Here is a 13,698-nt window from a genome sequence, read left to right as displayed (position 1 = left end):
CTTCGATTTCTGGTCAGTGGGGGTTTCGACAAGACCATGAGCAGACCACGCCGTCATTCCGGGCTCGCCTTTGGCGCTCCGGAATGACGGGCTGGCTGTCAAAACCGATGTGAACTTTCCCGCAGATCGGATGACACTAATCCGAGTTCGGATCTCTGACCTCAGGATGAGGTCGTGCCTTGGAACAACAACGCGAAGAGGTCCTGAATTCCGTCCCGCGCGGACCCTGTCGGGCCACCGAATCGGGATGACGAAATGTCGGATCGCGTGTTCGCCATCAATCATTATCGCCGATCCTGTAGCTTTCGGACTAGTTTCCGACCACTCGGAAGAGATGTTCTCCAGGACAGGATGATATTTTAAGGTTGTCGCTTGCGGCGGTTGCTGTTCCAAACCCGTGACCGCCTTTGCTCATCTGAATGATCCATGGAGGCTGGAATGCGGGTGGCGGTCATCGGCGTCGGATATGTCGGTCTCGTATCCGGGGCGTGCTTTGCCGAATTCGGGCATCATGTGCATTGCGTCGACAAGGATCCGCAGCGGATCGCCGCCCTGCGCGCGGGTCGCATGCCGATCTACGAGCCGCATCTCGACGCGCTCGTCGCCAACAACGTCGCCGCCGGGCGCCTGAGCTTCGGCACCGATCTCGCCGAGGCGGTGGGCGACGCGGAAGTCGTGTTCATCGCCGTCGGCACGCCCGCCCGGCGCGGCGACGGCCATGCCGACCTCGCCCATGTCTTCGCCTGTGCCCGCGACATCGCGCAAGCGATCCGGGGTTATACCGTGGTGGTGACGAAATCGACCGTCCCGGTGGGCACGGGGGACCGGGTCGAGCACATCATGCGCCTCGTCCAGCCGCAGGGCGCCTTCGCCGTCGTCTCGAACCCCGAATTCCTCCGCGAGGGCGCGGCCATCGCGGATTTCCAGCATCCCGACCGGATCGTCATCGGCACCCAGGACGAGCGGGCGCGGGCGATCATGACCAACCTCTACCGGCCCCTGGCGGAGGCGGCGGTGCCGCTGTTCTTCACCACCCGGCGCACCGCCGAGCTGGTGAAATACGCGGCCAATGCCTTCCTCGCCATGAAGATCGGCTTCGTCAACGAGATGGCCGATCTGTGCGAGCGGGCGGATGCCGATGTGGAAGGGGTCTCCTACGGGATCGGCCTCGACCGGCGGATCGGCGCGCAGTTCCTCCAGCCGGGTCCGGGCTTCGGCGGCTCGTGCTTTCCCAAGGACATCCAGGCGCTGATCAAGTCGGCGCAGGATTACGGCGTCCCCTCCCGGATCATCGAGACGGTGGCGGCCGCCAACGAGCAGCGCAAGCGATTGATGGCGCGGCGGCTGATCAAGGCCTGCGGCGGCTCCGTCAGGGGGCTGACCATCGCGGTGCTCGGCCTCACCTTCAAGGCGAATACCGACGACACCCGCGAGGCGCCGGCCACCTCGATCATCACCGCCCTCCAAGACGAAGGCGCCGAGGTGCGGGCTTATGACCCCCAGGGGATGGACCAGGCAAGGGCGCTCATGCCCGACATCGCCTACGCCACCGACCCCTATTCCTGCGTGGCCGGCGCCCATGCCGTGGCGATCGTGACGGAATGGAGCGTGTTCCGCACCCTCGACCTCGCCCGTCTCCGGGCCCGCATGGCGGGGTCGGTCCTCGTCGATTACCGCAACATCATCCCGGTGGCGGAGGCGACGGAGGCCGGGTTCCGCCATGTGGGAATCGGCCGGCGCAGCGTCACGGCGGAGCGCCCGGCGCCACGGATCGACCTGACGCAGCCGCAGGGCGCGGTGCTGCCGGAGCTCGCCATCGCCGCTGGGTAATCCCCCGAAGGCACCGACCGAGCGAAAGCCGCCCCGCGACTGCGGGGCGGCTTTCGTGTGTCGGTTCTACTTGGGGGTACTTGGGGAAGTCTGTATCGTTGCAAGACGACGGATCTTCCCGCCCTCTCACCTCATCCTGAGGTGACCTTTGCGCAAGCAAAGGGCCTCGAAGGAGCCCTCCAGTTCGCTGAGCGAGGACTGGAGACCTCCTTCGAGGCCGCTTCGCGGCGCCTCAGGGTGAGGTAAGGGGTTGGAAAGACGGAAGAACAGGTTTCGGTGGGAACGCGTTCACCGTCCGGTCGCGGTCCTCAGGGCGGGCTTCGGCCAGAACGCGGAGGCCTGGGCCAGCACGGTCTCGATCACCTCGTCCTGCTCGTCGATGCGCAGATCCGGGAAGAGCGGCAGCGAGAGCGTGCCCTCGCCCCATTCCTGCGCCACGGGCAGGGACGATGCTTCCGGCACGTCGCGGTAGAGGGTCAGCGTGGGCACGCTGCGGTAATTCACCGTCGTGCCGATGCGGGCCTCGCCCAGCGCCCGGAGCATGTCGTCGCGGCGCCCGTCGGGCACGTGGATCGGGAACAGGTGCCGGGCCGAGACCACGCCCGGCTCCATGGCCGGCCAGGTGAATGGGGTGCCGGCGAGCGCGCTCTCGTAGCGTCGGCTCAACGCCTCGCGCCGGGCGCACTGAACCTCCACCTGATCGATCTGGGGCGCGAGCAAGACGGCCAGCAGGTCCGGCAGGTTGGCCTTGGTGCCGAGGCGGTCGATGTCCCAATGGTTGTAGGTCCCGCCCTGGAAACGCTGGGCCGCGCCGGCGGACATCCCGTGCAGCACCGTCTGCACCAGGGTTCGGGCGAGGAGGGGATCGCGGGTGACGACGGCGCCGCCCTCGCCGCAGGTCACGTTCTTCGTGGCGTAGAAGGAGAAGATCGCCGCGTCGCCGTCCTGCCCCGGCCGGCGCCCGTTGCGGCTGCCCTCGAAGCAATGGGCCGCGTCCTCGATGATCCGGATCGAGGAGGGGACCGCCGCCCGCAGAGCCGGGATGTCCACCATCTGGCCGTAGAGATGGACGGGGATGATCGCCCGCGTCCGCTCCGTCACGGCCGCCGCCGCGAGACCCAGGTCGATGAGGAGCGTGTTCGGGTCGCTGTCGACGAAGACCGGCGTCGCGCCGACGAGGCGCACCACGTTGGCCGTCGCCGCGAAGGTCATGGCCGGTACGATGACCTCGTCGCCGGGGCCGATCCCCATGGCGAGGAGGGTCGCCACCGCCCCTTGCGTCCAGCTCGAGGTGAGCTTGGCATGCGGCACCGCGAAGAAATCCCGCAGCAGGTCCTCCACGCGCGCGCCCTCGGGGCCGGTCGTCAGGAACGCACTGCCGAGGACCGAGGCCACCCGCACGGCGTAATCGGGCGAGAGCGCATGCCTATAGAACGGGACTGCCATCGGTTGCCTCCATGTCTTCGCTGAGAGCCGGCGATGCCGGTGTGGTTCGGTAGAGGGCGTGCAGGCGCGCCGCGACCACGGTCCAGTCGGCCGAGCATCCCATCCGGTGGGCGCCGCGCGACATCGCCCGCCATTCCGCGGAATCGAGGGAAGCGGCCCGGGCGAGCGACTGGGCCACGGCCTCGGCCGTCAGATCCTCGATGAGGAGGCCGGCGCCGTGCCGCGTCATCGCCTCGGTCATCCCCGCCTCGGCGGTGATGAGGAGCGGCACGCCGAGGATCTGGGCTTCGAGGGCCGCCGTCGGCCAGCGGTCGAGGCGCGAGGGAAAGGCGAAGAAGTCCCAAGACCGGACGATGTCGTCCCGCTCGGCCCCGTAGCGCGGCCCCTCGAAGGTCACGGCGGATTCGATGCCGAGGCGGCGGGTCGTCGCCATCAGCTCGTCTCGCTCGTCGCCGGGGCCCATGACGACGAGGCGGCCGGTGCCGCCCTGCCGCCGGTATAGGGCGAACCCTTCGATCAGCAGGTCGAGCCCCTTGTGGAACACCGCCAGCCGGCCGCAGAAACCGAAGACCGGCGAGCCGCCGGCAGGGCCAGATGACCCGCCGGCAGGGCCGGACCTGTCGACGAATCCCGGACGCCCGCCGAGCGCGCTCGAATAGACCCCGTGGGGCACGAGGACCGACCGGGCCTTGGGCGCCAGGCGGCGGAGTTCGGCCTGTTCGAGGGCCGTGATGACGTGGACGAAGCGCGCGCCCTCCAGAACCCGCCGCTCCAGCAGCCGGACGTAGAGGGCCGTCGACGGCTTCACCAGCCGGCCGGCCCGGTCGTAGAAATGCGAGAAGCAGGCATGGAGGCTGATGACGTAGGGGATGCCGCGCCGGCGCAGCATCCGCGTCAGGGAGACCAGAAGCGGTTGGCGCGCGCCGTGGAAGTGAAAGATCGTCCGCGTGTCGGCCCCATCGAGGAAAGCCTCGCGGGAGCGGCGCGACAGGCTGACCGTGCGGCCGAGGATCCTGAGCCCGTCCAGCGGGACATGATCCATCCGGATGCCCGCCGGCACCGTCATCCCGTTGGGATCGCGCGACAGGAACAGGATGCGGGACGCCTCGCCCGACACGGTCTGCTCCGTGACGAGGGAGCGCGTATTCTGGTGAATACCGTTGGCGAAGGAGGGATATCCCTCCTTGTTCTCGATGATGACGTGTCGGACGGACAAGGGGGAGCCACCATCCGGCCGTCGGACCGTGGACGAGGGAGGCACGTCATAGGCTCGCATGGATGTCCTCTCGGGCCGGCCGGTCGGAGATGCGGGTCCGGGCAGACGCGGACCCGTTTCGTCTCAGGCGCGCGCCGCCTCGGCGCCGGCCTCGAAGGCCGGGCGGGGAAACACGCCCGGGGTCGCGGCGATGGCCTCTTCGGCCGGGATCGGCAGGCTCAGCCGCTGGAGCGGGTCGGCGAGCAGCATCTTGTACCACTTGACCGTGTTGCAGACGGCGGTGTTGCGCAGGATCTTGGCGTCGAGGGCGTTCTGGATCTCGATGACGGCATCCTCGATCCGGTGTCTCGCCCCGAAGCCAAAACTTTCCCGCGCCTTGGCGAAGCTCACATGGTAATCGCGCCGGTCGAGCCCGCAGGGCATGAACTCGATCTCGCTCGCCTTGGTGACGGTGTTCTTCACCGCGAGCGCGATGTCGACGATCTGGCGGTTGTCCCAGCCGATGTTGAAGGCCGCACCGGCGACGACGCCGGACGGGGCGCGCAGGGCGCTGAGGAAGGCGGCGGCCACATCCCACACATGGACAACCGGACGCCATTGCGATCCGTCGCCCCCCACCGTGATGCGGCCGCGATCCAGGGCGTCGAAGGTCATCTGGTTGACGACGAGGTCGAACCGCATGCGCGGCGACAGGCCGAACACGGTGGCGTTCCTGAGCGCGGTGGCGGCGAAATGGCCGGTATTCAGGGCGAGCACCGCCTCTTCGGCCCTGGCGCAGGTCTGCGCGTAGATGGTGAGGGGCCGCAGAACCGCGTCCTCGGTGAGGAACATGTCCTGGCCGGCGCCGTAGACCGCGCAGGAACTGGCGAAGAGGTAGCGGCGGACGCCGGCGCGCTTGGCGGCCATGGCGGCCCGTATCCGGCCCTTCTCGTTGATCGACCGTGTCAGCTCCGGGTCGAGATCGCCGGACGGATCGTTCGATAAAGCGGCCAGATCGATGGCATAATCGCAATCGTCATAGGCATGATGGTCGATGAGCCTGATGTCCTGCTTGACGATCTCAAGCTTGGGGTGGCCATCATATTTCGAGAGAGCAAGGTCTCCAAAATAAAAGGCATCTATGGCTTTGACCTTGTACCCGTTCCGAAGTAATTCTCCGACCATGACGGAACCAATGTAACCGCCGGCTCCCGTGACAGCAACTTTCGCGTTCATGATTGTCATCCATCGCAGTCTTGAGAACAATGCTTCAGTCTTGATGTTCAATTTAATGTGATGAATTTCGTAAGGCAAAAGAACAATAGGACTAGCAACGATGGTTCGGGGTGCAGTTCAGTAATACGAAATCAAGATGCCGCGGCGCGAATGGATTAGCCGGGGGTGTTTCCTATGTGGCGCGTCTCGTCGGCGACGATCGACTGAACAAGGAGCGCTCGCGCTCGGTATCGACGCGCGTCAGCGCACGGGCCGTCCTTCGACGATTTCGGCGAGCACATGGCCGTTCACGGGGAGCCGACCTCGCGGGCGGCGGGGGTTCCCAGGCGTGAGAGCGTGGCGGTGGTGTCGAGCGGGAGGAGCGTCAGGCCGGACGCCGAAGGCGTCGAAAGGCACCGGGCCAAGTATGATTGGCCCGGGGACCGCGTAAGACGGCACAGGTCCGAAGAGAGATGTAGGAATAGAGATGTAGGACAAGAGATGTAGGACAAGAGATGGGATTGGTCTCGTCCGAATCCGCGCCTCTGCTCGGCGCGGGTCATGTCTTGCGAGATCCACCCCGTCGAACGGGATGGATCCGCCCGGATGGCGGCGCCTCTATACGGCCGCCATCCCTTCGAGCGTATCGTTGAGCGATGCCGCGCCGGGATGATGCTTGGCGAAGCTCGCTCGGTCGCCCGAGTTGCAATATTTGATACCCCAGAGGGCCGCTTGTGTCCTGTTCCGTACGTTAATCTTTCGGAGGATCGCCTTCACATTACCCTTCACCCGTCCTTCAGCGATGGACAGGCGCTCGGCGATGGCGCGGTTTGAATCGCCCTTGATCAAGCAGGCGATGATACTGAGTTCCCGATCTGACAGATGAAGTGTCTGATCCTGAGAGGGGAACGGCTCGTCGGCCTCAGGTTCCCTACTTTCCTCCTCACCGGGGAGGGGGTCGGCCTCAGCCCCAATGCACAGATGGGGCACCACGCAGTGGTCGAGCAGGATCAGTTCCAGGGCCTGCACCAAAGTATCAGAACAGGCACTGTACAGAAGAATAGCCGCCGCACCGCATTCCAGCATGGGGGCTACATGCTCGGCCTCGCAGGTCGCGCAAATGCAGATGATGAAACTGTTGGGAAAACGAAGACGAGCGTTCAAGATTTCCTCGGTCGGGGCGTTCGCCGTCGAGGGAATACTCATGATGACAATAAGGTTCGAGTCGGAAGATTCGGGTAAATCCTGAGCCTGGTCGAGATTTCCGACCATGGAGATCACGTCGAACCCGCTCTTCAGCAATATGTATCGTAACCCTTCTCTGTAGAGCGCCGTTCCCCCGCTGATCACTGTTGCGGGTCGCGCCGTAGATGCAAAATTGGGTCGTGGAAAGGTAGTTCCGGAAACGTGAATCATCGTCAGCCCCCCACCAATTCGTACTGATAAAGTCGACCGCTCCACTTACAAGTAATGTACAAATCGATACATTAAAGTGAGAGTCTGGTATGGATCGGAACAATCTGACCGTCAATGAAAAAACGATTAAATAATCCTTTTTTGGTCATCCCATTTGATCGATAGCCGCGCCCGACTGTGATCTGCCATCCGAAAGCTCTATACGGATGTTAATTGCGGATGGTTCTACGGGCGAACATTGGGGAGTGTGCCCGCGGATTCCTGGCATATCTCGAAGTCATCGATTGTATAGATTCCCTCATGTTCGTTCAGACTCGCTCCTCGTCCCAGATCGACCGTTCGGAGTAGGTCTCTTTCGATCTCCGTTGTCTGGCAGCGCGAGGTACAATCACCGGCATTCAGTTGCGGTGATGTAGGATTCGCTATGCTGGGCAGGTGGTTAGACAAGCAAAACAGCTTTGCCGGCTCTCAAGGCGCGCAGGGTGCCGGTGGGCGGTGCTTGGCCGATGCGGCGCAGGCTGGTTCGGCATCCTCGTCGGCCGGCGTAGAATCAGGGTCCGGCGGGGCAGGAAGCTGGGCCGAGTCGTTCAGGCTCGACCATGCCGAGCTCATCGGCCCGCACCGGCCGGGCCCCCGTATTCCCGGCAGTCTCACCTGGCTGCTGGCGACGACATCGATCCTTTCCGCGCTGGTCTTCGGTCTCGTCGTCGAGACGACCCGGTCGGTCGGTGCGCGCGAGGCGCGCCAGAGCGAGGACGGACATCGCGTCGCGTTGCAGCAGGCCGAAGACCGGATCGCGACGCTCGCCCTGGAACTCCGCTCCGAGAAGGACGCGGCCGAGATCTCGCGCTCCCTCCTGAGCCGGCAGCTCGATGAGGGAAGCCGGGCATTGGAGACCGTCGAAGCCGATCTGAAGCGGGCGCAATCCGAGCGGCAGGCACAGGCCGCCCGCGCGGACGACCGCGAACTGGCGCTCCGGCGTCTCGAAGAGCAGTTCGAGGCGAGCCGGAGGGAAGCCTCGACCCTCCGGTCCGAAGCCGCGGATCTCCTGGCGCGCACCGATGCCGCGATGCGTGCGCAGGCGGCGGCGGATGAGGCGCGCCGAGCGGCCGAAGCGGTCCTGGCGAATGCCGGGGGCGCCCGCGACGGCGATGCGCCGGCGCGGACGGAACTGGCCTCGATCGATGACGACGCGAAAAGCGATGTCCGGTCCGCTGCGCTGCCGGTCGCCATGGACAGGTCAGCGGAGGCCGCGCCGCTGGCGGTCCTGCCCGTCACCGATCCGCGCCCGGGATGGTTGACGCATGGCAGCGCCACCTTCGCTTCCCTCGACGCCGTCGCCCATTCCCGTGGCCTCGGGCCTGTGAAGGCCCAGCCACAACCAACTGCCTCCGCTGTTCGCCGCGTGTCCTCGCGCCCGAACCGTGGGCGGCCTCAGGCGAGCGACGCGGCGTCGATGCCGGCCTCCTCCGCCGCTCAGCCCGTGGCGAAAGCGGGCCTCGACGGCGGTGAGGTCGGTCCGGGACCGGACGGCGCGCCACAGCGTGTGCCGGTCTCCGCCCTCTTGCGTCCGTCACCGGTCCGGGCCGCGCCGCAGCAGAAATCCGCCCGTGGCGAGGGAGTATCCGCGGAGAAAAAGCTAAGTAATCCCAAGTAGCGCTTCTCCTGGGCGCATTCGCGCCGCATTCTCCTTGCCGAGCTTGGATTAAAGTCATTCTCTAAGTCGCGCTGAGTGAAAAATCGTTATCCCTGCGATTCAACGTCAGATTTGTGTCGGTTATATTCCGCGATGATGCATTTATAGTTTGGTTGCGTCGATGTATTCGTGAATATTTTTCGAGTGACGGCGCGATGCATCGCCGTCTTCGCGCGGTGAATGCGAAGCCTTGGATGCGTCATCGCCAAACATCGATCTCTGTGACGCGCAGCGATGCCGGAGCCTGTCGAGATGGAATTCATCGAGAACCGTTCCCAGGACGAAACGGATATCCGTCAGGCCGACGACGATGGGCGGTCCACCGCCTACTTCATCGGCGACGGAACCTTGCTGATCCGATGCGCGGAGCTCTTCCTGGCCGCCGGGCATGCGATCTCCGCCGTGATCACGCGGGATCGGCGCGCCGCCGAATGGGCGCGCCGCGCCGGGATCGCGATCATCGACAAGGATGCGTTCCTGGCCGCCGGCCATCGCGATCCCCCGGTGGATTTCCTGTTCAGCGTCGGCAATCTCGACGTGATCCCATCGGCCGTGCTCGCCCGGGTCCGGCGCCGGGCGATCAACTTTCACGATGGCCCCCTGCCGAGGCATGCCGGCCTCCATGCCACGACCTGGGCGATCCTCGCCGGGGAGACCTCGCATGGCGTCAGCTGGCATCAGATCGACGAGACCATCGATACCGGCGCCATCCTGGCGCAGGAGCATTTCGATATCCTGCCCGGCGACACCGTCTTCAGCCTCAACGGCCGCTGCTACGAGGCCGGCGCCTCGAGTTTCGCCGCCCTCCTCGACGGGCTCGTCTCGGGCCGCGTGGAAGCGAGGCCGCAGCGGGGCGAGCGCCTCTATCATGGCCGGCTCAAGCGCCCGGATCGCGCCGCGACCCTGGATTTCCGCCAGCCCGCCGCCCGGATCGCCGCCCTCGTCCGCGCCCTGGATTTCGGCCCGGTGCACAATCCGCTGGCGCGCCCAAAGATCTTCACCGGGCAGGATCTGGTCCTGGTCCGGGGCGCGGAGATCGGTCCCGCCTCCGCTCACCTCCGTCCCGGCACGATCATTCGGGTGGGCCCCGATCTCATTTCCGTCGCGACGGCGGATCGCGAGATCGTCCTTTCCGGCCTCACCACTCTGCGCGGCGAGCCGGCCGACACTCTGTTCAGCCCCGGCACGGTCCTGCCCGAGATCGAAGGGCCGCGCGCCGAGGCGCTCGCGTCCGCCCAACGCCTCGCCGCCGCCCACGAGGCGTTCTGGATCGAGCGCTTGGAGGCCGTCGCCGCGCCGACCTTGCCCTATCCCCGTCGCGGGGACGGTGGTTCCGATGCCGCCCCTCACCGGATCGCGATCCCGCTGGCCCGCACGGCGAGCCCGGACGATGCGGCGGCGGCCTTCCTCGCCTGGATCGGCCTCGTCTGCGACACACCTCGCGTCACGCTGGCGTTGAGCGAGGCCGCCAAGGCCCAGGACGAAACGGGGACCGGGCTTGAGCCGTGGTTCCTGCCGGACCGTCCCCTGACCCTGGCCGTCGACCGGGACGGCTCGGTTGCGGAGCTCCGGGCGGTGTTCGCAGCCGAGCGCGCCGACCTCGCCGCCAGGGGTATTCTGGCCGCCGATCTACCGCAACGCGCCGCCTCTCCCGAAATGCGCGAAAGGGCCGTCGCATGGCGCAAGATAGGCCTGGTCCATGGCGGTGCGAAACCGGGTCTCCTGACGCGTTCCGGCTCCGAATTGTTGCTGGTTTTGAGCGATGGGGAGAGCCCGGCGGAGCTCCTCGTCTGCGGCCGGACCTTCGAGGCCGAGGTGGCGCAAGCCATGGCGAGGCAGTTCGCGGCCTTCCTCCAGGCCTTCCTGGCCGATCCCGAGATTCGCCTCGGCGCGCTCCCCCTCGTGCCGGAGGAAGAGGCGGCCATCGTGGCGGCGCTCAACGCCACCACCCTGCCTTTCCCGCACAATCGCACGATCCAGGACGAGATCGCCGCCAGGGCGGCCGAGCTGCCCGAGCGGGACGCCGTGGTCGCCGGGAAAGCCCGCCTCACCTATGCCGAGCTCGACCGCGCCGCCGGGGAACTCGCCGGCCACCTCGTCGCGGCCGGAATCGGGCCGGGGACCATCGTCGGCATCTGCCACGAGCGGGTGCCGGACCTCGTCGTCGCCGTCCTCGCGACCTTGAAGGCCGGTGCGGCCTACCTGCCCCTCGATGCCGACTATCCGCGCGAGCGCCTCGCCTACATGCTCGAAGATTCGGGCGCCGAGGTCCTGCTGACGAGCCGCCCCATCCAGGAACGCCTCGCCTTCGCTCCGGCGCAGGTGCTCTACACCGCGGAGGCCAGCGGCGAAGCCGCGCCGCCCCCCGGTCGCGCCGGCGGGCAGGATCTCGCCTATGTCATCTACACGTCCGGTTCGACCGGCCGGCCCAAGGGTGTGGCGATCACCCATCGCAACCTCATCAATTTCTGCGCCGGCATGGATGCCCGCATCCCGCACGACCCCCCCGGCACCTGGCTCGCGGCGACGAGCCTGTCCTTCGACATCTCGGTACTCGAAATCCTCTGGACCCTGGCGCGCGGCTTTACGGTGGTGCTGCACGGCCAGCGCTCCGAGCCCAGTTCCGGCCCCGGCTTCAGCCTGTTCTACTTCTCGAACGACGACGCGGCGGACCCGCAGGACAAGTACCGTCTGCTGCTCGAAGGCGCACGTTTCGCCGATCGCAACGGTTTCGAGGCGGTGTGGACGCCGGAGCGGCACTTCCACGCCTTCGGCGGCCTCTACCCCAATGCCGCCCTCAGCGCCGCCGCCCTCGCCGCCTGCACCGAGCGCGTCAAGATCCGCGCGGGCAGCTGCGTCCTGCCGCTGCACCATCCCCTGCGCGTCGCCGAAGACTGGGCGATGATCGACAACCTGTCGAAGGGCCGGGCCGGGATCGCCTTCGCGTCGGGATGGCAGCCGAACGACTTCGTCCTGGCGCCCGAGCGCTTCGCCGAGCGCAAGGACAAGATGGCGGGGCAGATCGATGACATCCGCCGCCTCTGGCGTGGCGAGCGCCTGCCGTTCCCCAACCCGCTGGGCAAGGTCGTGGAGATCGGCACGATGCCCCGGCCGATCCAGCCCGAACTGCCGATGTGGCTCACGGCGGCCGGCAATCCCGACACCTTCGTCCAGGCCGGGCGGCTGGGATGCGGCGTCCTCACCCATCTCCTCGGCCAGACCCTCGAGGAACTGGCGGACAAGATCCGGCAATACCGCATGGCCTGGCGGGAGGCCGGGCATGCCGGTGAGGGTCATGTGACCCTCATGCTCCATACCTTCGTGGGCGAGGACGAGGACGCGGTCCGCGAGACCGTCCGCGAGCCCATGAAGCGCTACCTCGGCAGCGCGATGGATCTGGTCAGGCAGGCCGCCTGGACCTTCCCGACCTTCGTCCAGCGCGCGGCCTCCGACGGTCGCACGCCGGCCGAGATCCTCGACGCCGAGGATTTGTCGCCCGCCGATCGCGACGCGCTGCTGGACCACGCCTTCGAGCGCTATCACAGCACCGGCGGCCTGTTCGGCACCCCGGAATCCTGCCTCGGCATGGTCGAGGCGGTGCGGCGCATCGGGACCGACGAGATCGCCTGCCTCGTCGATTTCGGGGTGCCGACCGATCTCGCCCTCGACCATCTCGAGCACCTGAAACGGCTGATGGTTCTGGCCGGAACCCTCACCGCGACGGTGCCCGCCTCGGTTCCCGAGGAGATCGTCCGGCACCGGGTCACCCACTTCCAATGCACCCCCTCCATGGCTCGGATGCTGGTGGCCGATGCGGCGGGCCGGCGCGCCCTCGCGCAACTCGGCACCATGATGGTGGGCGGCGAGGCCCTGAGCGCGGACCTCGCCGGAAGGCTGCGCGACCTCCTGCCCGGAAAATTCCTCGGCATGTACGGCCCGACGGAGACGACGATCTGGTCGGCCGTGGTCGAGATCGACGGCGTGGAACGCGGCGTGACCCTCGGCGAACCCATCGCCAACACGGTGCTGCACGTGCTCGACGCGCACCGGCGCCCGTGCCCGGCCTATGTGGCGGGCGAGCTCCATATCGGCGGGGAGGGCCTCGCCCGTGGCTATCTCGGCCGCGACGAGCTGACGGCCGAGCGGTTCATTCCCAATCTCTTCGGTCCGGGGCGGCTCTACAGGACGGGCGACCTCGTCCGCCGGGACGCCTCGGGAGCGCTGATCTTCCTCGGGCGGCTCGATCACCAGGTCAAGGTCCGGGGGCACCGGATCGAGCTCGGCGAGATCGAGACCGCATTGGCGCGCCAGCCCGGCATCGCCGCCGCCGTCGTGGTGGCGCGCGAGGATAGCGACGGCGACCAGCGCCTGGTGGGCTACGTCACCGCCAGGGACGGCGCGACCCTGCGGCCCGAGGCCCTGCGCGAGGCGGTCGCCTCGACCCTGCCCGCCTTCATGGTCCCGGCTGTGATCGTCGTTCTGCCCGCCCTCCCGATGACCCTGAACGGCAAGGTCGACCGAGGCGCGCTGCCCGCGCCGCATCAGGCACCGGAGGCCGCTGCTCCGCCCGAAGTGCCGATGAGTTCAGTGGAGGCGCTGATCGCCGGCATCTGGGGCGAAGCGCTCGGCCGGCCGGTCGTCGCCACAACCGAGAACTTCTTCGACCTCGGCGGTCACTCCCTCCTCGTGGTGCAGGTCCAGCGCCGTCTCGGCGAGGAACTCCGCCGGGAAATCGCGATCACCGACCTGTTCCGCTTCCCCACGATCCGCACCCTCTCGCTGCATCTCGGAGGATTCGCCACCGGCCCCTCGGCAACCGACCGGGGACACGATCGGGCCAAGGCGCGGCAGGCGCTGAGACGGCGCCAGGAGATGCCGGCGCCCGTCGCGTAGCCATCGG

The 13,698-nt window shown here is 67.1% G+C and carries 7 protein-coding genes; 3 read left to right on the top strand and 4 right to left on the bottom strand.

Annotated features, from left to right (window positions below):
• Positions 1-438 precede the first annotated feature (438 nt).
• Complete coding sequence (locus tag AC0IXR_RS15315; RefSeq protein WP_419953099.1) at positions 439-1,830, top strand: UDP-glucose dehydrogenase family protein; 1,392 nt, start codon at positions 439-441, stop codon at positions 1,828-1,830.
• A 288-nt stretch (positions 1,831-2,118) separates the two neighbouring features.
• Here the strand turns inward: AC0IXR_RS15315 and AC0IXR_RS15310 are convergent, their stop codons facing one another.
• From AC0IXR_RS15310 to AC0IXR_RS15295, 4 genes are all read right to left on the bottom strand, one after another.
• Positions 2,119-3,276, bottom strand: a complete 1,158-nt coding sequence (locus AC0IXR_RS15310; RefSeq protein WP_471761363.1) for a DegT/DnrJ/EryC1/StrS family aminotransferase — start codon at positions 3,274-3,276, stop codon at positions 2,119-2,121.
• Positions 3,257-4,492: a glycosyltransferase family 4 protein gene (locus AC0IXR_RS15305; RefSeq protein WP_244478198.1), complete on the bottom strand. Its 1,236-nt coding sequence runs from the start codon at positions 4,490-4,492 to the stop codon at positions 3,257-3,259. The genes AC0IXR_RS15310 and AC0IXR_RS15305 overlap by 20 nt, the downstream gene beginning before the upstream one ends.
• Positions 4,493-4,615: 123 nt before the next feature.
• The gene (locus AC0IXR_RS15300; RefSeq protein WP_471761362.1) at positions 4,616-5,707 is read right to left on the bottom strand and encodes an NAD-dependent epimerase/dehydratase family protein; all 1,092 of its coding nucleotides are present in this window, start codon (positions 5,705-5,707) and stop codon (positions 4,616-4,618) included.
• Positions 5,708-6,304: 597 nt separating this feature from the next.
• On the bottom strand, positions 6,305-6,988 hold the full coding sequence (locus AC0IXR_RS15295) for a LuxR C-terminal-related transcriptional regulator (RefSeq protein WP_471761361.1): 684 nt from the start codon (positions 6,986-6,988) through the stop codon (positions 6,305-6,307).
• A gap of 613 nt (positions 6,989-7,601) precedes the next feature.
• On the opposite strand from AC0IXR_RS15295, the gene AC0IXR_RS15290 reads away from it, so the two are divergent.
• Positions 7,602-8,759 carry a hypothetical protein gene (locus AC0IXR_RS15290; RefSeq protein ID WP_471761360.1) on the top strand — a complete coding sequence of 386 codons (1,158 nt, stop codon included), beginning with the start codon at positions 7,602-7,604 and terminating at the stop codon, positions 8,757-8,759.
• A 291-nt stretch (positions 8,760-9,050) separates the two neighbouring features.
• The gene (locus tag AC0IXR_RS15285) at positions 9,051-13,691 is read left to right on the top strand and encodes a MupA/Atu3671 family FMN-dependent luciferase-like monooxygenase (protein WP_471761359.1); all 4,641 of its coding nucleotides are present in this window, start codon (positions 9,051-9,053) and stop codon (positions 13,689-13,691) included.
• Positions 13,692-13,698: the final 7 nt, after the last annotated feature.

It is taken from the genome of Methylobacterium sp. AC832 (assembly GCF_979256025.1).
Note: the sequence above shows the minus strand (reverse complement) of the source record. Positions and strands in the feature narration are given on the sequence as shown.

Excerpts from the sequence above, each read along its gene's own strand:
- AC0IXR_RS15315 (WP_419953099.1), top strand. The coding sequence starts at position 439 with ATGCGGGTGGCGGTCATCGGCGTCGGATATGTCGGTCTCGTATCCGGG.
- AC0IXR_RS15310 (WP_471761363.1), bottom strand. The coding sequence starts at position 3,276 with ATGGCAGTCCCGTTCTATAGGCATGCGCTCTCGCCCGATTACGCCGTG.
- AC0IXR_RS15300 (WP_471761362.1), bottom strand. The coding sequence starts at position 5,707 with ATGAACGCGAAAGTTGCTGTCACGGGAGCCGGCGGTTACATTGGTTCC.
- AC0IXR_RS15285 (WP_471761359.1), top strand. The coding sequence starts at position 9,051 with ATGGAATTCATCGAGAACCGTTCCCAGGACGAAACGGATATCCGTCAG.